At 39.9% G+C, this 21307-nt stretch carries 18 protein-coding genes and 1 other RNA gene; 5 read left to right on the top strand and 14 right to left on the bottom strand.

The window, feature by feature from the left end:
- The first annotated feature begins 1020 nt into the window (after positions 1-1020).
- A complete protein-coding gene (locus tag AM629_RS05665; RefSeq protein ID WP_011147992.1) occupies positions 1021-1224 on the top strand; it encodes an HHA domain-containing protein in 204 nt (67 codons plus the stop codon).
- An 85-nt stretch (positions 1225-1309) separates the two neighbouring features.
- On the opposite strand, the gene ffs is transcribed toward AM629_RS05665, so the two are convergent.
- Positions 1310-1406: signal recognition particle sRNA small type (ffs, locus tag AM629_RS21915), an RNA gene on the bottom strand.
- A gap of 130 nt (positions 1407-1536) precedes the next feature.
- On the bottom strand, positions 1537-1983 hold the full coding sequence (locus AM629_RS05660; protein WP_054476945.1) for a YbaY family lipoprotein: 447 nt from the start codon (positions 1981-1983) through the stop codon (positions 1537-1539).
- A 250-nt stretch (positions 1984-2233) separates the two neighbouring features.
- Here AM629_RS05660 and tesB point away from each other — a divergent pair, with 250 nt between their 5' ends.
- A complete protein-coding gene (tesB, locus tag AM629_RS05655; RefSeq protein ID WP_054476942.1) occupies positions 2234-3097 on the top strand; it encodes an acyl-CoA thioesterase II in 864 nt (287 codons plus the stop codon).
- Between the two features lie 78 nt (positions 3098-3175).
- On the opposite strand, the gene amtB is transcribed toward tesB, so the two are convergent.
- The 5 genes from amtB to AM629_RS05630 form a co-directional block, all read right to left on the bottom strand.
- On the bottom strand, positions 3176-4459 hold the full coding sequence (gene amtB, locus AM629_RS05650) for an ammonium transporter AmtB (RefSeq protein ID WP_054476972.1): 1284 nt from the start codon (positions 4457-4459) through the stop codon (positions 3176-3178).
- Positions 4460-4481: 22 nt separating this feature from the next.
- Positions 4482-4820, bottom strand: coding sequence for a P-II family nitrogen regulator (gene glnK, locus AM629_RS05645; RefSeq protein WP_054476937.1), 339 nt, complete (start codon positions 4818-4820; stop codon positions 4482-4484).
- Between the two features lie 180 nt (positions 4821-5000).
- Positions 5001-6785: a SmdB family multidrug efflux ABC transporter permease/ATP-binding protein gene (locus tag AM629_RS05640; RefSeq protein ID WP_054476935.1), complete on the bottom strand. Its 1785-nt coding sequence runs from the start codon at positions 6783-6785 to the stop codon at positions 5001-5003.
- Positions 6778-8550 carry a SmdA family multidrug ABC transporter permease/ATP-binding protein gene (locus AM629_RS05635; protein WP_054476933.1) on the bottom strand — a complete coding sequence of 591 codons (1773 nt, stop codon included), beginning with the start codon at positions 8548-8550 and terminating at the stop codon, positions 6778-6780. Before AM629_RS05635 ends, AM629_RS05640 begins: the two co-directional genes overlap by 8 nt.
- Before the next feature lie 86 nt (positions 8551-8636).
- Positions 8637-9098 carry an Lrp/AsnC family transcriptional regulator gene (locus tag AM629_RS05630; protein ID WP_054476931.1) on the bottom strand — a complete coding sequence of 154 codons (462 nt, stop codon included), beginning with the start codon at positions 9096-9098 and terminating at the stop codon, positions 8637-8639.
- A gap of 126 nt (positions 9099-9224) precedes the next feature.
- Between AM629_RS05630 and AM629_RS05625 the strand changes: the two genes are divergently transcribed.
- Together AM629_RS05625 and queC are read left to right on the top strand one after the other, a co-directional pair.
- Positions 9225-10277 (top strand): PLP-dependent cysteine synthase family protein, encoded by a 1053-nt coding sequence (locus AM629_RS05625; RefSeq protein ID WP_054476929.1) that lies wholly within the window; start codon positions 9225-9227, stop codon positions 10275-10277.
- A gap of 32 nt (positions 10278-10309) precedes the next feature.
- Positions 10310-11008: a 7-cyano-7-deazaguanine synthase QueC gene (gene queC, locus AM629_RS05620; protein WP_054476927.1), complete on the top strand. Its 699-nt coding sequence runs from the start codon at positions 10310-10312 to the stop codon at positions 11006-11008.
- A gap of 28 nt (positions 11009-11036) precedes the next feature.
- Here the strand turns inward: queC and AM629_RS05615 are convergent, their stop codons facing one another.
- The 7 genes from AM629_RS05615 to clpP all read right to left on the bottom strand — a co-directional run bounded on the left by AM629_RS05615 (position 11037) and on the right by clpP (position 19271).
- On the bottom strand, positions 11037-11444 hold the full coding sequence (locus AM629_RS05615; RefSeq protein ID WP_054476924.1) for an acyl-CoA thioesterase: 408 nt from the start codon (positions 11442-11444) through the stop codon (positions 11037-11039).
- A 156-nt stretch (positions 11445-11600) separates the two neighbouring features.
- Positions 11601-11975: a ComEA family DNA-binding protein gene (locus AM629_RS05610; RefSeq protein WP_054476922.1), complete on the bottom strand. Its 375-nt coding sequence runs from the start codon at positions 11973-11975 to the stop codon at positions 11601-11603.
- Between the two features lie 150 nt (positions 11976-12125).
- Entirely contained in the window at positions 12126-13997 is a 1872-nt protein-coding gene (gene ppiD, locus AM629_RS05605) for a peptidylprolyl isomerase (protein WP_054476920.1), read from the bottom strand.
- 166 nt (positions 13998-14163) lie between these two features.
- A complete protein-coding gene (gene hupB / locus AM629_RS05600) occupies positions 14164-14448 on the bottom strand; it encodes a nucleoid-associated protein HU-beta (protein ID WP_083451878.1) in 285 nt (94 codons plus the stop codon).
- 219 nt (positions 14449-14667) lie between these two features.
- Entirely contained in the window at positions 14668-17022 is a 2355-nt protein-coding gene (lon, locus tag AM629_RS05595; protein WP_054476915.1) for an endopeptidase La, read from the bottom strand.
- Positions 17023-17230: 208 nt separating this feature from the next.
- Positions 17231-18502, bottom strand: a complete 1272-nt coding sequence (clpX, locus tag AM629_RS05590; RefSeq protein ID WP_054476913.1) for an ATP-dependent protease ATP-binding subunit ClpX — start codon at positions 18500-18502, stop codon at positions 17231-17233.
- Between the two features lie 145 nt (positions 18503-18647).
- Positions 18648-19271 carry an ATP-dependent Clp endopeptidase proteolytic subunit ClpP gene (gene clpP, locus AM629_RS05585; RefSeq protein WP_054476911.1) on the bottom strand — a complete coding sequence of 208 codons (624 nt, stop codon included), beginning with the start codon at positions 19269-19271 and terminating at the stop codon, positions 18648-18650.
- A 737-nt stretch (positions 19272-20008) separates the two neighbouring features.
- Here clpP and AM629_RS05580 point away from each other — a divergent pair.
- Positions 20009-20494 carry an antirestriction protein gene (locus tag AM629_RS05580; RefSeq protein WP_054476909.1) on the top strand — a complete coding sequence of 162 codons (486 nt, stop codon included), beginning with the start codon at positions 20009-20011 and terminating at the stop codon, positions 20492-20494.
- The last annotated feature ends 813 nt before the right edge of the window (positions 20495-21307 follow it).

Below are 21307 nucleotides of genomic sequence, written 5' to 3'. Positions count from 1 at the left end.
GCCGTTTAACGGCCTTCTTAATATAATAGTTGCTTCCATTAAGCAGATTCTGATCATCAACCTATCCGCTTAACTTTTGCATAATTTCGTTCAAATTTAATTAAAACCACCCTTTATGAGTAGAAAATATCCTTAAAAATCCGCACATTACTAACTTTAATAAAATTATTGGGAAAGTTGTTGGGCAAGAACTGCTTTATCTTTTTTACATTAAATGACAAAAAACAATACCAGCACATAGTGACTTATGTAATAATGATGTTATATTCGTTGATTATTGTAGCCATCAGGCTATAATCTGCTGTTACTAGCGTCTGAGGGTAGTACTATTTTATATAAGCCTACATATTAATTCACATATACTGGCCGATATTTATAGTTTATTGCGTTAAGGGTATGAATTTTTGTTAAGAGATGATTTTGCTTTACCAAAAGCAAACCAGAATCATCTGTAAAAAAGATAAATAATCCCAAAGAACGATTATAGGCACATAATAATAATCTCTCGAAAAAGAGTTTCTATAATACATGTATATGTTTAGCGCCTTTGACTCAAATTAAGTAATAGCATATACAGGGGGATCAACATGGCATGGATGAATAATTCACTAGGATGATATGATATTGCTGAATTAAAATGCTTATGTGAGAATCTAAGACAAGAAGTTACTTCCAGTGTTAGAGTACACCGATACTGGTTGTGTAAATAACATTTACGTCTCAGGACAATTTAAAGCTAAATGAATTGATTGAGTACATATCAACTTTCGTTTAGCACGTTAAAATCAAATATTCTGATGATTTCAGCCTTCTTGCTTGAATTGATGAATATTTTGATGGTACATATACCTATACTTTGTTTGTAAGCAATGAGATTAGTTTTTCTAAACTTACAGAATGCCCCAAAACTAATGAACGTTTAACCAGCATTTTGTTGTATGACTTAAATTGTTCCTTGAGAAAAATTTGGCTGATATTTCCTTAAATAATTTTTTATATATGTTAATAAGAAAGGCAACTATGACTAAAACTGATTATCTGATGCGTTTAAGAAAATGCACCACGATTGATACACTAGAGCGTGTGATTGAAAAAAACAAATATGAACTTTCAGGAGACGAACTTGAACTATTCTACTCTGCTGCGGATCATCGCCTGGCTGAGCTGACCATGAATAAACTGTATGACAGAATTCCACCTTCAGTATGGAAATACGTTCGCTAAAGTAGTCTTCATCAGACAAAAAACGATCCGGGCCGGTAAAGTGCTATCGGCTTATTAGGTCAGCTATCAACAAAATTGGCGAGGGCTCTGCCAGCGACATCCCGGCACACACATCCCTTGCTATAGCTGCTTCCTTCCGGACCTGACCAAGTTAACAAGTTAGCGTTGCGGGAGAACCAACAGAGCCCCCATTGACTGATTGCTTTGGCTTCAAAGCGGCGCCATTATCATTCATACCTGTCTAAATAGCAAGACAAGCAGGTTCGAATGATGATTTCTTATACATTGAGAATAAATACTCAAGAACATGTATTATCTAACCGCTTTTAGTATAATTTCGATATCTTTAGTCTTCCCATTATTAATTACTTCATATGCAGTATCTGTAACAAACATTAAACGATTATGTAGAGAAACAGAAGCACTGACGACAATACGCGCATTTGGCTTAACGTCGCTTGGACGATAAGGCAGAACAAAATGAAAAGGTGATTGTTTTCCGTCTAAGCGTTCTCTCTTCTGGGATAAAGTAATTGAGGGTGCATCAGCCAGAGATACATCAGATAAAGACACTGTCAGAATAGCATCCGCTGGCAATGCAATACGCTGTAAGATATTGATATTGCCTTTAACATAATGCTGTTTTACTGGATTTTCAATCTGCTCTACCCGAGTATCTACTGTCTCGGTGCCTTTGCTATTACACCCAACCAAAGCAGCTGCCAGTAATACACTCGTAGATATTTGCCATAATTTCATACACACTTCTCCATTCTTAACTGATCTATATAAATAATAAAATGAATTTGAATATCAAACCATTAAATCTAAGCCACCTAAATTATAGATTAGAAAAATGAATATAAGTCCCAGATAAATCTCATATTCTTTATTGCACTACTATCAGGGCCTGAAACATTTACAATTTAGTTATTTATTTATCATTCATTAATGGGACAATAATCACCTGTTATATTTCTAATAACCCAATAAAAAACAAAGGCATATTATGAGTAAGTCATTACACAATCTGATCAATTTGATGAATCTAGAAAAAATTGAAGAAGGCATTTACCGGGGTCAAAGTAAAGACTTAGGTTTTCCTCAGGTTTTCGGAGGGCAAGTGATCGGTCAAGCACTCTATGCTGCCACACAAACTGTCGCAGATAATCGGATCAGTAATTCTTTCCACAGCTATTTCTTACGTCCCGGAGACAGTAGTAAACCTATCGTCTATGACGTTGAAATTTTACGTGATGGAGGAAGTTTCAGCGCCCGACGAGTGAGCGCGATTCAAAATGGCAAACCTATCTTTTATATGACAGCCTCATTCCAAAGCTATGAAGAAGGTTTCGAACACCAAAATATGATGCCAGATGTACCATATCCAGAAGAACTCACCCCTCAAGATGAAATTGCGAAGAAAATATCTCACCTATTACCCCAAAGAATGCAAAATATTTTTCTCTACCCATGCCCGTTTGAAATGAGGCCCGTAAAATATTACAGCCCGTTTAATTGTCCACCAGAAGAACCTATACGCTATGTCTGGTTTCGCAGTAATGGTGATATGCCTGCTAATCCTTTAATTCATCAATACTTACTTGGCTATGCCTCTGATTTTAACTTTCTACCAACAGCATTGCAGCCTCATGGTGTTGGATTTCTTGAGAAAAATATCCAGATAGCAACTATTGACCATTCCATGTGGTTCCACCGCCCATTTAAACTGGACGACTGGTTACTATATGCTATAGACAGCCCATCAGCCTCTGGGGCCCGTGGCTTTGTTCGTGGACAGATTTACAACCGCGAAGGGGTACTTATCGCCTCGACTGTACAAGAAGGACTGATTAGAAAGCGAACCAAATAAAATGTAACAAAGGCAGCAAATAAGAAACCAATATCACACTTTATGGCCTTACCGCTGCCGTTTCGTTTATATTACAGATTAGTTATAAGCACTTTCGCCGTGAGCATTAATATCCAATCCTTCTCTTTCAGTTTCAACAGTAACCCGCAGCCCTACCAGTAGATCCGCTATTTTGAAAGCAATAAACGCAACGATTACTGACCAAACTACACAAACTAATATGCTGAAAGCTTGGATACTAACTTGCTCCAACATAGCTATTCCTTCAGAATAACCGGTTCCTCCCAACGACTTAGCTGTAAAAATCCCGGTCAAAAGACAACCAACTATCCCACATACGCCGTGTATACCAAATACATCACACACATCATCAGCACGTAACCACCTTTTCAGGATCACGACTCCCCAAAGTCCTGCAAAACCTGCTATCAGACCAATGATAAGAGCCCCACCGACACCAACCGTTCCCGCAGCCGGTGTAACACCAACCAGCCCAGCAATACAGCCTGAACAGGCACCCAAAAGTGATGGCTTATTACGGAAGAACCATTCAGCGAAAATCCACGATAAAATAGCAGCGGCTGTCGCCACAACTGTATTCAAAAATGCTAGAGCAGCTATCTCATTAGCTTCACCAGCAGAACCTGCATTAAAACCAAACCAACCGATATAAAGTACAGCTGTACCGATGAAAACCATTGGTAGATTATGTGGCTTGAATGCTTCTTTCCCAAAACCAGTACGTTTTCCCAATAAATAAGCACCAACCAGCCCTGCTACAGCCGCGTTAATATGCACAACCGTGCCACCAGCAAAATCTAGCGCCCCATCTTGTGAAAGTATCCCCCCTCCCCAAACCATATGCGCCATAGGTAGATAAGAAAACGTCAACCATAACACACTGAAAATCAATAAAGCTGGAAAGCGAATACGTTCCCCTAAGGCACCAGTAATCAAGGCGACTGTAATACAAGCAAAAGACCCTTGAAATGCCACATGAATTAATTGATAAAAACTGCCAGTTAAATCAGTCAATACCAAGTTCTTCAACATCATCTGACTAAAACTACCGAAGAAACCATTTCCCGGTTCAAAAGCCAAGCTGTAACCGTAAATTATCCACAACACACATACCAGAGCAAAACTCACCATAACCTGAGCCATCAGAGATAAAACATTTTTGCTCCGCAACAATCCACCGTAAAACAGAGCAATGCCCGGAATTGTCATAAACAAAACAAGTACTGTACAAATCATCATAAAAGTATTATCTGCTTTGTCGGCAACACTTTCTGCCGCTTGAGATAATGATGGTAAACAACTGGCTGCAATACCGACAGCCACAGAGAATTGTCTTTTCATATATATTATCTCTATCAGTGACTTATAGTGCTGCATCATTGGTTTCGCCTGTTCTGATACGAATAACTTGCTGTAATTCGATAACAAAAATCTTACCGTCACCAACTTTTCCAGTGAAAGCGGATTGCTGAATAGCATGAATTACCTCCTCAACTAATTCATCTGCTACAGCGATATCTATCTTTACTTTAGGTAAAAAGTTAAGGCTGTATTCAGCTCCACGATAAAGCTCGGCATGCCCTTTCTGACGACCAAATCCTTTTACTTCTGTTATAGTCAGCCCCTGAACACCTAGACCAGAAAGAGCCCCCCTTATATCCTCCAGTTTGAATGGCTTTATAATTGTCGTAATGAGCTTCATATATCCTCCTACCACTCGGTTATTGTGTTTGCAATTAAGTAGATAGCAAGGGATGTGCCAGAAATTAAAAACATATAAAAATCAAATAATAATAAAGAAAATACAAATTACGGGGAGAGGAAGAAAGGGAGAGCAACGAATGTACTCCCCCATTAGCGCACTAGATTAGTGCAAATAAGGTTAAATCAATATCTCTTTCTCAGAAATTGCGCCGCATTCATTTAATGTATCACCTACTTGTTGTAGCTGATACATCTGATAATAACGCCCACATTCCGCCAATAACTGCTGATGGCGTCCTTGTTCAATAATTGCACCACGATGCAGCACTAGAATAGTATCGGCTTCTACAATAGTGGACAAACGGTGAGCAATAACAATCAAAGTCGTTTGCTGACGAATCAATCTCAAAGCCTGTTGTATCGCTTGTTCTGTACCTGAATCGATATTTGCTGTCGCTTCATCAAGGATTAAAATTTGTGGTGTTTGCACTAACACCCTCGCCATAGCAAGCAATTGTTTTTGCCCTGCTGACAACGTATTACCCTGCTCTCCCAAGATAGTATGAAGACCATTAGACAATGAACGTACTAATTCAGCTAATTGTACTGTTTCCAATACCTGCCAGACTTTCTCTTCTGAGATATTCCGACCAAGCGTAATATTACCAAAGAAAGAGTCAACAAGAACAACCGGGTCCTGCTGAACTATTGCCACTCCATTACGTAACACCGAATGAGACAAGGATGATACAGATCGTCCGTCAAGGTAAATTTCCCCCTTCTGCCACGGGTAATACCCCATCAGTAAATTTGCCAACGTACTTTTACCACTGCCAGTATGCCCAACCAAAGCAACAAAACCGTGGGTCGGAATCTGCACATTGATATCTTGTAACACTACTTTGTTATCTCGGTAAGAAAAACTCAAATTTTCTATTTCAATCCGACCGCTGGATAACGGCTGACTATCTATGCCATAACCTTGTTGAGGACTATCCATTAACTCAAATATCCTCTCACCAGAAACTACAGCTTGTTGCAGGATAGATTGCTGAGCAGCCAGTTCGATTAGTGGTTCATTCAGTCGCCCCAAGTAATTAATAAAAGCATACAATACCCCAACACCAATCACTCCTGATCCACTGAATCCAAACAGCACTATAAGACCACACAACACCATAGCCGATAACAAACTCAGTAATGGCCTCAATAAAATCCCATCCAACCGTAGTGCCTGCATTCTCACTTTATAATGAGCACGGTTAGTCAACAATATACGCTCACCAAAACGAGCCTGTTGCCTGAATTGCTGAACAACATGCATTCCATTGATGATCTCGTTAAAGTTATCATTAATATCAGCCAGATAACTACGTACCCGCCGAATAATAGGTGTACTCAAGTGCTGATATATTGCCATGACAATCAACACAACAGGGAAAATAAGAATAGCAACCAATGCCATACGCCATTCCAGCATAAACATAGCAATCAGCATCGCGCCAATTAGTGCTATACTGTGGAATACTGCTGGAACCACATTGACATAAAGATCTTTAATAACTTCAGTATCGTTCGTTACACGGGAAATCAATTGCCCGACCGGTTGATTATCAAAAGCACTTAAAGGCTGGCGCAATGCTGCATTCATCACATCAGTACGAAGTTGCTGAACTACATCAACTGACACTTGATTAAATAATAAAGCTTGAAAATAATGCAATGCAGCTGTAATCAGTTGCAAAACAACAAAGGTTATAGCTAGCCCTGTAACCACTTCAACAGGCATATTACCCGTTGCAACCATATTATCGATAAAATAACTAATTAAAACCGGGCCGCTTACTTCCGCAATTGCAGCCCCCCACAGCATCAGTACCGCCAGCCCTAATGGTTTACGATAATTTTTTCCATAAACTAACAGACGTTTCAGAGAAGGCCACAATTGACGAACCTTAGTCATCTTTATTTCCTTCTACTACTCCATCCTCGTCATCTAGTGCTGCTTCAAGTTGCTGATAATGATACATATCACGATACCATCCTGGCTGTTCTACCAATTGTTGGTGCCGCCCTTGATGTATAACAGAACCTTGCTGCATCACCAGAATATTATCTGCATCAGTTAATGCAGATAGGCGGTGAGCACTGATAATAACGGTGCGTTGTTGCCTCCATTGGCTAAGGTTTTGCAAAATATTGTACTCAGTTTGCCCATCAACTGCCGATAAAGAATCATCCAGAATTAAAATCTCTGCATCTAAAAGTAAAGCCCTGGCAATAGAAATGCGTTGTTTCTGTCCACCAGATAGCATCACACCACGCTCACCCACTTCCGTTTGATATCCCTCAGGTAAACTAAGAATATCTTCATGGACATTGGCAAGACGGGCAACCTCTTCAATTTGTTCCTGTGTTGCATCTGGACATCCCAAAGCAATATTCCTAGCAACTGTATCTGAAAATAGAAAAGGTGTTTGATTTACAACAGCAAACCGCGCTCGCCACTCATCTAACCGGATATCAGTAATTTTTATCGATTGGAAAAGAATTTCCCCATCAGTCACATCAAACTGTCTTTGTATCAGCGCAAGTAGCGTGCTCTTACCTGAGCCGGTCGGACCACAAATCCCCAGCAACTGCCCGGGAGCTAAACAGAAATTAATCTGACTCAGAACAGTCTTGTTACTTTGTGGATAATTAAACGCTTTGATATTTACATTCAAAGTACTACGTTCAGGCGATAAATGGCGGGTACCATCCTCAATGACCGGCGGCTCTTGCAACAAACTACGGATACGGCTGTATGCAGCACTTCCCCGTTCAACAATATTAAACATCCACGCCAACGCCAACATTGGCCAAATCATCAGGCCGAGATACATCACGAAACTAGTGAGTTCACCAAGTGTCAAAACACCATTCAACACCATCCAGCTACCACCACCTATAGCCAAAAAATTTGACATACCGATCGCAATAAAAATTGTCGGATCAAATCTGGCATCCACTTTAGCAACATACATATTCTTACGGCCAGCTTCCACAGCAACCTGTTCAAACTGATTTGATTGCAGATCTTCAAGGCCAAATGCCTTGATCATTCGGATACTGCTCAAACTCTCTTGGACTTGGTTATTCAGAGCAGAAAATGCACCTTGTGCGGATTTGAAACGGCCATGAAGCTGATCACCATATCGTTTAATGATAATTGCCATAATAGGCATAGGTAACAAAGATAGCAGAGTTAACTGCCAGCTGATTTGTACACTCATCATAATCATCACTGAGCAACCCATAACCAACGAGTCAACTAAAGTAAGAACACCTTCACCCGCAGCAAATACTACACGATCCACATCATTAGTAGCACGGGCCATCAAATCCCCCGTACGGTGACGCAGATAAAATTCGGGATTTTGACGGCTAAGCTGCCGGTAAAAATTATTGCGTAATTTAATCGCTAATTGATATGACGCCCCAAACAACCATAAACGCCATATATAACGCAGAATATAAACCATCAATGCAACGACCAGCATAACACCAACCCATACCATCAATTGGTTAGATGACATAGATCCGGTACTAATACCGTCAACAATTGCACCCACTAGGTATGGAGGAATCAGTAGCAAAATAGAGATAATAATAAGCAGAGTCACTGCTCCAAGATAGCGACGCCACTCGCTGCGGAAGTACCAACTTAATTGAGAAAACAATCTCACACGTGTATATCCCGAAGTAGAAATAAATAATGTAAATATCGATCAAAATTCAGAGTGATTGAACTAATTTTCTAAATAATAATCAGTTATTCTGGTATCGGCAATGCAGTAGTATATTTTATTTTTTCCATCGCAAAGCTAGATGTAACATCAATCAATCCAGGAATACCGTTAACCATACGCTTATAGAACAGATCATAACTTTTCATATCCACAACTTCTACATGCATTAGATAATCACATTCACCAGCCATCCGGTAAAAAGCTAAAACTTCTGGCATCTGCTTTATAAATGCCACAAATTGCTCATACCAACCACTGTTATGCTGCTGCGTTCTTATCATCACAATCACTGTCAATCCTAATCCTAACTTTTCACTGTCAAGCAGAGCAACTTTGCCAACGATATATCCTTCATCTTCAAGCCGTTTTAGCCGTTTCCAGCAAGGTGTGGAGGTAAGATTAACTGCTTCCGCCAATGCATTCAGTGACAAGCTGCAATCTTTCTGTAATAACTTAAGCAATTTGCGGTCTGTTTTGTCTAACATATCCACCTCTTATAGAAAATTTTTCCATAAAGAAACCACATATTAAGAAAAATAATAATCCATTTCTCCCAGTATAAAGTTAATCTACTCATCATCAATTATATTCTAATCAAGAGTTAGTAATTTATGTCACACAACTGGACTACCAAAGCAATCAAAGAGATTCAGGCAGACTATCAACGCAGTTCTGATACTCACCTTATCCGCCTTAATTTACTGGCTTTTCCTGGTATCCATTTATACCTAAAAGATGAAAGTACTCACCCAACCGGTAGCCTGAAACACAGGCTTGCCCGTTCCTTATTCCTTTATGCACTCAGCAATGGTTGGATCAAGGAAGGTACTCCAATTATCGAGTCCTCATCTGGTAGTACTGCTGTATCAGAAGCCTATTTTGCCCGTCTGCTTGGATTACCTTTTATTGCTGTTATGCCGTCATATACTGCGAAACGTAAAATTCAGGAAATTGAGTTTTATGGAGGAAAATGCCATTTTGTCGACCATTCAGCACAAATTTATGCTGAATCAGAGCGACTAGCAAAAGAGCTTAATGGTCATTATATGGATCAATTTACTTATGCCGAGCGTGCAACAGACTGGCGAGGTAATAACAATATTGCTGAAAGTATTTTCCGTCAGATGCAAATGGAACCATTTCCTGAACCAAATTACATCGTTATGAGTGCTGGCACTGGCGGTACTTCTGCTACTTTAGGACGCTATATCCGTTACCAAGGGCACAACACCAAGTTGATCGTTGTTGATCCGGAAAATTCTGTATTTTATGACTGTTACCGTCAAAATTGTTGTGACACTCTTAGCAATTGTAGCAGCAAGATTGAGGGTATTGGCCGTCCTCGGGCAGAACCTTCTTTTATTCCCTCAGTTATTGATGACATGATACAAGTACCCGATTGTGCCAGCATTGCAACAATTTATTGGCTAGAAAAACTACTAGGCAGAAAAGTGGGTGCATCTACAGGGACCAATATCTGGGGAGCCCTCTTTCTCGCTAAACAAATGCATGAACGTGGAGAACAGGGATCGATAGTAACTTTGCTGTGTGACAGTGGTGAACGCTATCTTGACACTTATTACAACCCAGATTGGGTAAAAAGCAATATTGGTGATATTTCACTTTACCTCAAGCAACTACCCAATCTCTGTAGTTATAAGTAACATAACCGTTTTATTTCAATGAGGATGTTACAATGAGACGAGCTGTTGTTGTATTCAGTGGTGGACAAGACTCCACCACATGCCTTATTCAGGCGATTAATCAATATGACGAAGTACACTGTGTCACTTTTGATTATGGTCAGCGCCACCGTGCTGAAATCGATGTCGCACGTTATATCAGCCATTCTCTTAATGTTGTTGCGCATAAAGTTCTGGATGTCACATTGCTTAACGAACTCGCTCTTAGCAGTCTGACTCGTGATAACATCCCTGTTCCTGACTATAATGAAAGTGAAAAAAGTACCATACCCAACACATTCGTTCCTGGTCGCAATATCTTATTCCTGACTCTAGCTGCTATATATGCTTATCAAGTTGAAGCTGAGGCAGTCATTACTGGCGTATGCGAGACTGATTTCTCCGGCTATCCTGATTGCCGTGATGAATTTGTCAAAGCCCTGAATAAAGCTGTAAACCTTGGCATTGCCCGTGATATCCGTTTTGAAACCCCATTGATGTGGCTCAACAAAGCTGAAACTTGGGCGTTGTCTGACTACTATCAGCATTTAGACTTTGTTCGTAGCCAGACACTAACTTGTTACAATGGCGTTCAAGGTAATGGTTGTGGTACATGTGCTGCTTGCCATCTCAGAGCTAACGGGCTAGAACAATATCTGGATGCGCCTGAAAAAATAATGACTGAAATGAAAGCAAAAACACATTTAGCCTAATGCAAATGGCAATGGGAGCCTTTTGCTCTCATTGTCCTGTTTTCACCAAAGCTTTCATTATTTCACGTAGTTCACCTTCAATAGACAACGCTTTCTGCGTTTGTCTATCAATCCAAACAAACGTAGTTTTCGCATCTGCAATAGGTTGATTATCCTTTCTACGTATTATCTGCTGAGAAAACACACCACTTCTATTTCTCAACTCCGTTAATCGGCAATCCACCTCTAATTCATCACCAAGAACTGCTGAACTACGATAATTAATATTAATGTTAACCACCGCGAACCCAACATCATTTTTCTGTATCCATTCCACTATAGAATATTTGTGCAACCATTCCCAGCGGGCACTTTCCATAAACTCCAGATAGCGAGCATTGTTCACATGTTGAAATAAATCTATATGATAGCCATGAACTTTTATAATTGAACTCATAATATTGCCTTTAATGTTAAAGTCACTCATCTGACCAGATTGATTTAACAATAGCAAAACAAAAAATTGACATTAATTAAAGTAATTTATATGTGATCTACTTCACAACATCCTCAATCACAAAACAAGTTATGAATGAGGATGCTGGATGATACGCTAGTAACTCAACTTACTTCGGTTCCGCTCAATGAAAACCGGCCCTATTCCCTGAACCTCCTGTAATTGTTCCACTGTAGTAAACGCACCATGTTTTTCACGATATTCAACAATTCCCTGTGCTTTTTTTACCCCAATACCACTCAGTGCTTTTGCTAACTCCTCTGCACTTGCAGTATTAATATTTACCACCCCCTTTTCTTCTACTTTCAAAGTGTCTTGACGCTGTAACTGCTTTTCTGATGAAGAATTATTGGTAGTATTGGCTGTTTTAGCTACTTTGTCTTTTACTTGCTCGGCAGCAATTGCAAATTGTCCCCCACACACATAAAGCAAGCTAGCAAGTAAAATAGATAAAACTCCCGATTTTTTCATATCAATCCCTCCATGTTTTATTTGACGCCGAGAAGATTGCCACAGATAAATTTAAGCACAATGAGCAAGTATCAGATATGCGAAAGGCCGCGAAAGCGGCCTTGATTAGCAAGATAATTACAAAGATATTTGCGATATTCCCCGCAAACTTTATTCGATATGACCTAACTTAATTTTAGCCTTTTCACGCAGGTTAATCAGTAAAGACTCCAGCATAGCGTTACCTATCTCATTCTGGTAACTATCAGTCATACCTTTAATTTGCTCTTCCGATATAACACCTGAAGTAACTTTATCCAATTGAATCAGAACAATGTCATCCAGACTATTTTTCACTAAACCATACTCGGCTTTATCTTCTTTTGGCTGTGGTAAAGCAAATACTGCATCAACCAATGCATTATTCTGAGGTGTACGTTGAATAACCTGAGACTCACCAAACTTAATACCAGCATCTTTCAAGACTTGTTCACCTTTGCCTTCTTTTAAAGCGGCTAACAATCTCTCACTTTCAACTTGAAGCTGTTTTTCAGCTTTCTGACGCTTAACTAGTTCGGTAACCTGTTCTTTAACTTTCTCAAATGGTTGCACTATTTCCGGTTTGTAGTTATCTACACGCAGAACAAAGGCACGATCACCTTCAACGGAGATCACATCAGAGTTAACACCTGTTGGTCCTTGTCCATCAACAAGATTACCTTCAAAAATTTCATGAATAACAGAACCAAAGTTAATCTCTGCTGGCACATTGTTACGATCAAACCATCCCGTTGTCACAACCTTAGTACCTGAAACCTCCTCAGCAGCAACTAAGGATTCATTATCGTTAGTAGCCGCATCACTAACTTTCTGTTGTAGAGCATAGAAAGCATCTACCGCTTTTTCCTGCTTAACCGTTTTCTCAATTTCAGAGCGAACTTCAGACAAAGGTTTGGTTATTTGAGGCTTAACATCATCCAAATGGAAAATGGCGAAGCCATTAGGAACCTTAATAACGGAAGAAATTTGGCCCTTCTCTTTCAAATTAGCTTTTTTCATCTCTTCAGGAAGAGAATCCTCTTCCATCCAGCCAATCTCACCATTATTTTTTGCTGAAAACTTATCTGTGGATTTTTTAGCCGCCAATTTGCCAAAATCAGCACCTTTATTCAGCTCATCAAGCACTACTTTGGCTTCAGCTTCAGTTGCAAGCTGAATCAGGCTATACTTTTTCTGTTCTGGCTGAGTATAGCGCTTCAGGTTATGCTCATAGTAAGTATCAATATCAACTGATGTGACAGAAACTTTATCTATTTCATCTGCGGCATCCATTTTGATATAGCTGACTTTCACTTCTTCAGGAGCAATAAAACCGTCCTTTTTCAGATTGTAGTAATCTTGTAATTCTTTATCTGTTACTTCTTGCTGAGCCTGAATTTTCTTTAGCTCCAATGTCACCAAACGAACGGTTCGTTGTTGCAGAAGCAGCTCAGCATTGAGTTTTACTTCACCAGGCAGTACGACTTCACTATCAGAAAAAGCCATAATTAATTGCTGATTAATTAAATTCTGGCGTGTTTGTTCAGCAAAAACATCCGGACTAAAATTCAAACGATTGAGCAGTTCCAAATATTTGTTGTTATCAAATTTACCGTTTGTCTGAAAATAAGGGGTATTTCGGATGGAATCCTTAACCTGCTCATCGCTAGCAGACAAACCCAACTCACGGGAATATTGATCAATCAACGCATTATTAACCAGGCGTTCTAAAGCCTGACTACGAATCTGCTTCATGCTTTGTTCATTACTCGCCAACACAGAGAATTGATCTCCTAGTTGTTCTTGCAACATGTTTCTCTCTTGCTGAAATGCCTGCTCTAATTGAGCACGACTGATAGTCTGGCCATTCACTTCGGCAGCATAACTACCAGTTCCACTTGTCAGATAGCCCCCAACACCAGTCAGTACAAAAGACAAAATAATGAGAGCCAGCACGATTTTAAGCACAGGACTGTTTGCCGCCGTGCGTAGGTTGTCCATCATAAAGAGGCAAAACTCCGCTTTGGTGAAATTGAAACTACCATATTACGCTAATTCAAGCGCTAAGAGAAAAAAAGCACACCAATCAATTGATGCGCTTCTATTCTAACTTACCAAATCTGTCTCGTCAGTTTAGTTTGCCGATATAACAAGCACTGACAAACAATATTTAGTTTGTGTTACCGTTAACAGCATCTTTCAAACTCTTACCTGGACGGAAAGCAGGTACTCTAGCCGCAGCAATTTTGAGCTCTTTACCTGTCTGAGGGTTACGACCAGTACGTGCAGAACGTTCACGAACAGCAAAAGTACCGAACCCTACCAGAGCAACATCATCACCATCCTTCAATGCACCCGTTACAGAAGAAATGAATGCATCTACTACACGCCCTGCAGCTGCTTTAGAAATATTAGAGTCAGCAGCAATTTTGTCGATCAATTGTGATTTATTCACTCTTATCATCCCCATATAGTATTTTACTATCGCATCAGAACCCTAGCGGATAACCCGATAGCAGTGCCGTTATATCAATCCTTTCCAATATTGGCAAGAAATCATAAGACAGCCAAATATTTATCAGACAGTTCATCGATACAAAAAAGCTGGCAAGTCTGAGTTAACTTACCAGCTTATATTTCATCCATAACTCTTGAAATCGTTCACTATTTTATATTACTTCACTGACACCAATTCTGCACCAAACACTGGGTTCTGCAATGTAATAGTTAAAACATCTTCAATACGCTTAACCGGATGGATCTGTAGATCTGCAATAATATTCTGTGGAATCTCTTCCAGATCGCGTTTATTCTCTTCTGGAATTAAGACCGTTTTAATCCCACCTCGATGAGCAGCCAATAGTTTCTCTTTCAAACCACCAATCGGCAGAACCAAACCACGAAGTGTAATTTCACCTGTCATAGCAACATCAGCACGAACTGGATTGCCTGTCAGACAGGAAACCAATGCTGTACACATAGCGATACCTGCACTTGGACCATCTTTAGGTGTCGCCCCTTCCGGAACATGGACATGGATATCCCGTTTCTCATAGAAATCAGAGTTGATACCCAACTTATCAGCACGGGCCCGAACAACGGTTAATGCTGCCTGAATCGATTCCTGCATGACTTCGCCCAGTGAACCGGTATAGGTCAGTTTACCTTTTCCTGGAACACACGCGGTTTCAATTGTCAGTAAATCACCACCGACCTCAGTCCATGCAAGTCCTGTAACCTGACCAATGCGGTTTTCTGTATCTGCACGGCCATAGTCTACACGTTGAACACCCAGATAATCTTTTAGGTTATCTGCACTGATCTCAATGTGTTTCAAACTCTTATCCATTAGCAATGTCTTCACCGTCTTACGGCACAGCTTAGAAATTTCTCGCTCTAAGCTACGCACCCCAGCCTCACGGGTGTAATAACGGATAATGCCAATGATGGCACTGTCATCAATAGTTAATTCATGTTTTTTCAGAGCATTACGCTCAATCTGCTTAGGCAGCAAATGACGTTTGGCAATATTCAGTTTTTCATCTTCGGTATAACCGGACAGACGAATAATCTCCATACGATCCAATAATGGTGCAGGAATATTCATGGAGTTGGATGTTGCAACAAACATGACATCTGACAGATCGTAATCAACTTCCAAATAATGGTCATTAAATGCCACATTCTGTTCCGGGTCCAAAACTTCCAGTAAAGCAGAAGCTGGATCACCACGCATATCAGATGACATTTTGTCAATTTCATCCAGCAAGAACAGTGGGTTTTTCACCCCAACTTTGGACATTTTTTGAATCAATTTGCCCGGCATAGATCCAATATAGGTACGGCGGTGACCACGGATTTCAGCTTCATCACGGACCCCACCCAGTGCCATACGCACATATTTCCGCCCAGTCGCTCGCGCAATAGACTGGCCTAAAGAGGTTTTACCTACCCCAGGAGGGCCAACTAAACATAAAATTGGCCCTTTAATTTTGCTGATTCTGCTTTGTACTGCTAGATACTCAAGAATACGCTCTTTAACACGCTCCAGACCATAATGGTCGGTATCCAAAGTTTCCTGGGCGTTAACTAGATCTTTTTTAACCTTACTGCGAGTAACCCACGGAACCTGTACCATCCAATCGATGTAACTACGGACAACAGTTGCTTCCGCTGACATAGGCGACATCATTTTCAGCTTTTGCAATTCAGCTTCCGCTTTTTCACGGGCTTCCTTTGGCATTTTTGCCGCTTCAATTTTGCGCTTGAGAGTTTCATACTCATCAGGCGCATCATCCATTTCACCCAATTCTTTCTGAATTGCTTTCATTTGCTCATTCAGGTAGTACTCGCGCTGGCTTTTTTCCATTTGTTTCTTCACGCGGTTACGGATTCGTTTTTCTACCTGTAACAGATCAATTTCTGATTCCATCATTGCCATCAGATATTCAAGGCGCTCAACGACATCAGACATTTCCAGAACAGTCTGTTTATCATTGAGTTTCAGTGGCATATGCGCAGCAATTGTATCAGCTAGTTTAGCTGCATCTTCAATACTGTGTAACGAGGTCAGAACCTCTGGTGGAATTTTCTTATTTAGCTTAATGTAACCTTCAAACTGATTAATAGCTGTCCTTATCAAAACTTCCTGCTCACGCTCATCAACGATCGGTGAATCAAGATACTCAGCCTGAGCAGAAAAATGTTCACCATTATCAGCCAGAGTCGTGATACGAGCACGTTTCAACCCTTCAACGAGTACTTTTACAGTACCATCAGGCAGTTTTAACATCTGTAAAATAGAAGCTACTGTACCAACGGAGAAAAGGTCATTAACCCCTGGCTCATCAGTTGAAGCTTCTTTTTGCGCAACTAACATGATCTGTTTGTCATGATCCATTGCTGCTTCCAGGCAGTGAATAGATTTTTCACGCCCTACAAACAGTGGGATCACCATATGTGGGTAAACCACCACATCGCGCAAAGGCAATACAGGGATTTCTATGCGTTCGGAACGCTCAGGATTCATAGAGCTCTCTCTTCGTTTAGCTTTCGCCAGTTTTTAGGGAATCTCGTGAAACACGGTTCTCACGAGTTTCACATCATAGAATATAAAATATATGGGGACAGGAATTTGACATTCAATGGTACAGTACGCCAATAAAAACAAAATGAGGGTAACCCCCTCATTTTATTCAATAATACCCAGTTTAATGAATTCCCTGTCCTGATCTCAATCACTCACCAGAAACCTGAGCATCCGGTTTGCTGTAAATCAGTAATGGTGCAGATTGACCATTGACAACAGATTCGTCTACAACAACTTTTCCAACATGTTCCATCGATGGCAGATCATACATAGTGTCCAGCAATGCACCTTCAACAATAGAACGCAAGCCACGAGCACCTGTCTTACGAACCATTGCTTTCTTAGCAATAGCGGTCAGGGCTTCAGTTCTGAATTCCAGATCGACACCTTCAAGGTTAAACAACGCCTGATACTGCTTAGTCAACGCATTTTTAGGTTCTTTCAGAATCTGAATCAACGCTTCTTCACTCAGTTCGCTGAGTGTAGCAACAACAGGTAACCGCCCAATAAATTCAGGAATCAGCCCAAATTTGATCAGATCTTCTGGTTCAGCCTGGGCAAGAAGTTCACCTTCAGTCGCTTTTTCTGACTCACCTTGCACCTTCGCACCAAAACCAATACCGGTACTGGTATTTAGACGCTGACCAATTACTTTATCCAGGCCAGCAAACGCCCCACCACAAATGAATAAGATTTTAGAGGTATCTACCTGTAAAAACTCCTGCTGAGGATGTTTACGTCCCCCCTGAGGCGGAACTGCTGCAATTGTACCTTCAATCAGTTTTAATAGTGCTTGTTGTACACCTTCACCAGAAACATCTCGGGTAATCGATGGGTTATCAGATTTACGTGAAATTTTGTCAATTTCATCGATGTAAACAATACCGCGCTGGGCTTTTTGCACATCGTAGTCACATTTTTGCAGTAATTTCTGAATAATGTTTTCTACGTCTTCACCCACATATCCCGCTTCAGTCAGAGTAGTCGCATCCGCCATAGTAAAAGGGACATCGAGATAACGGGCCAGCGTTTCAGCCAACAGCGTCTTACCACTCCCTGTCGGTCCAATGAGCAGAATATTACTTTTACCTAATTCAACACCGTTACTCATATCACCATTACGCAACCGCTTGTAATGGTTATAAACAGCAACTGCCAGCACCTTTTTCGCCGTTTCCTGGCCGATCACATAATCATCCAGATGTTGACGGATTTCATGAGGAGTTGGTAATGCACTACGCTCACGATGTGGTACAAGTTCTTTAATTTCTTCGCGAATGATGTCGTTACATAAATCCACACATTCATCGCAGATATACACTGACGGGCCAGCAATCAATTTTCGCACTTCATGTTGGCTTTTCCCGCAGAAAGAGCAATACAGCAGCTTTCCTGAACCGTCTTTGCGCTTATCTGTCATCAGTCACAACCTCACTTTATCAACTGCTACCCCAGATTCGTCTGGCAAAGCAGGAAACTTCTGCTATTACCCCGAGAACAACATTGCCTTACCAAATGATAATGGTAAGGCGAATATTTATATTATAGCTTCCGGGAATAATAAATTAATCGCGATGGGTAAAAATCTTATCAACCAACCCATATTCTACGGCTTCACTTGCTGATAAGAAACGATCACGTTCTGTATCTTTCTCGATTTCTTCGAGAGGTTTTCTCGTATGCTTAGCCATCAAACTATTCATACGCGCTTTAACCTTAAGTATTTCCTGAGCATGAATTTCAATATCTGTAGCCTGCCCTTGGAAACCACCTAATGGTTGATGGATCATGACCCGGGAATTTGGTAAACAGAAGCGTTTTCCTTCTGCACCAGCGGTCAGTAAAAATGCCCCCATTGAACACGCCTGTCCCATACAGATGGTGCTGACATCTGGTTTAATAAACTGCATAGTGTCATAAATAGACATTCCCGCAGTAATCACACCACCTGGTGAGTTTATATATAAGAAAATATCTTTTTCCGGATTTTCTGCCTCAAGGAACAACATCTGGGCCACAACCAGGTTTGCCATATGATCTTCAACCTGACCCGTCAGAAAAATAATACGCTCTTTTAACAGACGTGAATAAATATCGAACGAACGTTCCCCACGTGCAGTCTGTTCAATTACCATCGGCACCAAAGCCATATGAGGCACATATTGATCCCGCTTGTCGCTATATGACATTTCCGTCTCCTAATAGAATTCATGTTGGTGCCATTCATAACCGATTCTACTTGAGATAAGCGATGATGACCATGATTCAAAGTTAGCCAATCAAGGGAAGACCTCCCCTGAAAAATTTTGCAATCATATACATAATATGAAAAAGGATCTGGGGTTAAATCCACTTTTTTCAAGAAAAATCTCGCCTTCCACGAATAAAAAAACCTGCAAATAAATCTACGGGTCAGATTATTAACAGAGCGTTGTTTTTTTATCCATTACTTTGTTCTAATAAAATATCGTACAAAAAAGAGCTGATTGCCATGTTCATGTTTAAGGATATCACCTTCTACACAACTTCATCCCTGAAACGATCTCCCTCAAAGGGTAGGGGGTAGTCGCCTGGAACCATCTGGTCCGTAAAGTAGATACACTGAATACTATCTAATAGTTAATCTGGAATTCCCCCCACTAACCAAACCTTCATTTTGAATTTCAGGGCAATTATCTGTTCAAGAAGGACTCGTTTCACCCGTTTTTCAGGGAGAATTACCAGTATACTTTAAGATCGCGCAAAAAATACCCCATTTGATAAAAGCCAAAAATTAGCCACTTGTGTTTATAATAGATTGATATTTCTGGTTAAAAACATAGAAAATGTCATAAGTTCTCCTTTGGGCCTCTCATTAACAATAAATTATTCAATCTTGTTAATTGATTGGAATTGATGTCATCAAAGGAAAAAGGAGATATTTTAAATGTATCAAAATTTCGTAAAAATTAACCCATGTGTAGTAGGTAAAAAAAACGCAACTGAAAATATTCCACTCGTAACCAAAAAGAAAATAACCTGGCACTTCGATAGAAAAAAATTTCTTTCTGAATATCTTAAAGAATTATTTGTTGTAGGTAACACTTATATTTATTCGTGGATGGATGAAAACGCAGAGGGATATCTAGGCGGATTTTGGGAAATATTTGAGTTAAGTAATGGAGGTTTTTTTGTAGCTCCTCCAGATGGTTATGTGGTTTCTCTTAAAAATAAATTTAAAGGTTATTTAAATTCCGAACAGTGTGGAATAGCTGTAACTTTTTATACATTAAAATATTTCCAAAACCTAGCAAAATGGAAAAATGACGAATTACTTTATGAACACTACTCAATGATGAAAAATTGTTTATTTGAATATATTGCTACATTTAATACCAGAACACAAAAACTGCTCATTTCCGTTATATCTTAATTTTTCTATCAATTAGTTATATCCGATTATTTCTTGTAACCGATCAGACAGGTGACTAAAAAATGGAGTCATAAAAAAGACTTATATTATTGACGAGAAATAAGCCACCTCGTTATTGTAAAGTTCATTATCGAATTGCGCCCACAATTCGGAAAATTATAAAATCAAATTAATAAAATCTGACCAGGTAACTGGTCAGATTCCCTTACTATATCCAATAGATTTCAAGTTGTAGCGCGGCGGCAAGTGAACGGCCCCCAGGAGCATAGATAACGATGTGACTGGGGTAAGTCAAAACAGCCAACAAAGCAGCAACTTGAAAGAAAAAGGGTATATTAATTTATTGTATTATCTAATCCTACTACTGATAAGGTGTTATTTTTTTAGGTTACTGATCGTTCCTTTAAACAGATAGATTCAGATGAGTGAGAAAATTCATCTCCGTAGTACCAACACAAAACAAGCTATCTTTCACCAGCTGGTCAATTATATCGAACATAGTGCAGCACCAAATTTTAAACTTATTTTATAAGCATTTTTTCTGACGGTCGTCAGCATGAGCTAAATAGCGAATTAAACCTAAGCGAGCATCAATATGCTGCCTGCGATTCGTCATGATACTAGTAACCTCCATGTACATATCGCTGTCAATCCTATTAACTATAAAGCAACCCGCATATAAAAAGATTATGACATGTTACAACAATGCCTTATGCCTTAGAGCACTTTAGCGAAAATAAGGGTTTACACCAAACGAGTGATAATCAGCCTAAATATACCTTCTCGCAGTTGGCGGCGGCTTTCCTGATTAAG

Source organism: Photorhabdus heterorhabditis (assembly GCF_001280945.1).
Classification (GTDB): domain Bacteria; phylum Pseudomonadota; class Gammaproteobacteria; order Enterobacterales; family Enterobacteriaceae; genus Photorhabdus; species Photorhabdus heterorhabditis.
This window is presented reverse-complemented; position numbering and strand designations above follow the sequence as displayed.

Coding starts and splice junctions, on each gene's coding strand:
- ppiD (WP_054476920.1), bottom strand. CDS start 13,997: ATGATGGACAACCTACGCACGGCGGCAAACAGTCCTGTGCTTAAAATC.
- clpX (WP_054476913.1), bottom strand. CDS start 18,502: ATGACAGATAAGCGCAAAGACGGTTCAGGAAAGCTGCTGTATTGCTCT.
- glnK (WP_054476937.1), bottom strand. CDS start 4,820: ATGAAGCTCATTACGACAATTATAAAGCCATTCAAACTGGAGGATATA.
- AM629_RS05630 (WP_054476931.1), bottom strand. CDS start 9,098: ATGTTAGACAAAACAGACCGCAAATTGCTTAAGTTATTACAGAAAGAT.
- AM629_RS05660 (WP_054476945.1), bottom strand. CDS start 1,983: ATGAAATTATGGCAAATATCTACGAGTGTATTACTGGCAGCTGCTTTG.
- AM629_RS05615 (WP_054476924.1), bottom strand. CDS start 11,444: ATGAGTTCAATTATAAAAGTTCATGGCTATCATATAGATTTATTTCAA.
- amtB (WP_054476972.1), bottom strand. CDS start 4,459: ATGAAAAGACAATTCTCTGTGGCTGTCGGTATTGCAGCCAGTTGTTTA.
- tesB (WP_054476942.1), top strand. CDS start 2,234: ATGAGTAAGTCATTACACAATCTGATCAATTTGATGAATCTAGAAAAA.
- AM629_RS05610 (WP_054476922.1), bottom strand. CDS start 11,975: ATGAAAAAATCGGGAGTTTTATCTATTTTACTTGCTAGCTTGCTTTAT.
- AM629_RS05580 (WP_054476909.1), top strand. CDS start 20,009: ATGTATCAAAATTTCGTAAAAATTAACCCATGTGTAGTAGGTAAAAAA.
- AM629_RS05665 (WP_011147992.1), top strand. CDS start 1,021: ATGACTAAAACTGATTATCTGATGCGTTTAAGAAAATGCACCACGATT.
- AM629_RS05640 (WP_054476935.1), bottom strand. CDS start 6,785: ATGACTAAGGTTCGTCAATTGTGGCCTTCTCTGAAACGTCTGTTAGTT.
- AM629_RS05625 (WP_054476929.1), top strand. CDS start 9,225: ATGTCACACAACTGGACTACCAAAGCAATCAAAGAGATTCAGGCAGAC.
- lon (WP_054476915.1), bottom strand. CDS start 17,022: ATGAATCCTGAGCGTTCCGAACGCATAGAAATCCCTGTATTGCCTTTG.
- queC (WP_054476927.1), top strand. CDS start 10,310: ATGAGACGAGCTGTTGTTGTATTCAGTGGTGGACAAGACTCCACCACA.
- clpP (WP_054476911.1), bottom strand. CDS start 19,271: ATGTCATATAGCGACAAGCGGGATCAATATGTGCCTCATATGGCTTTG.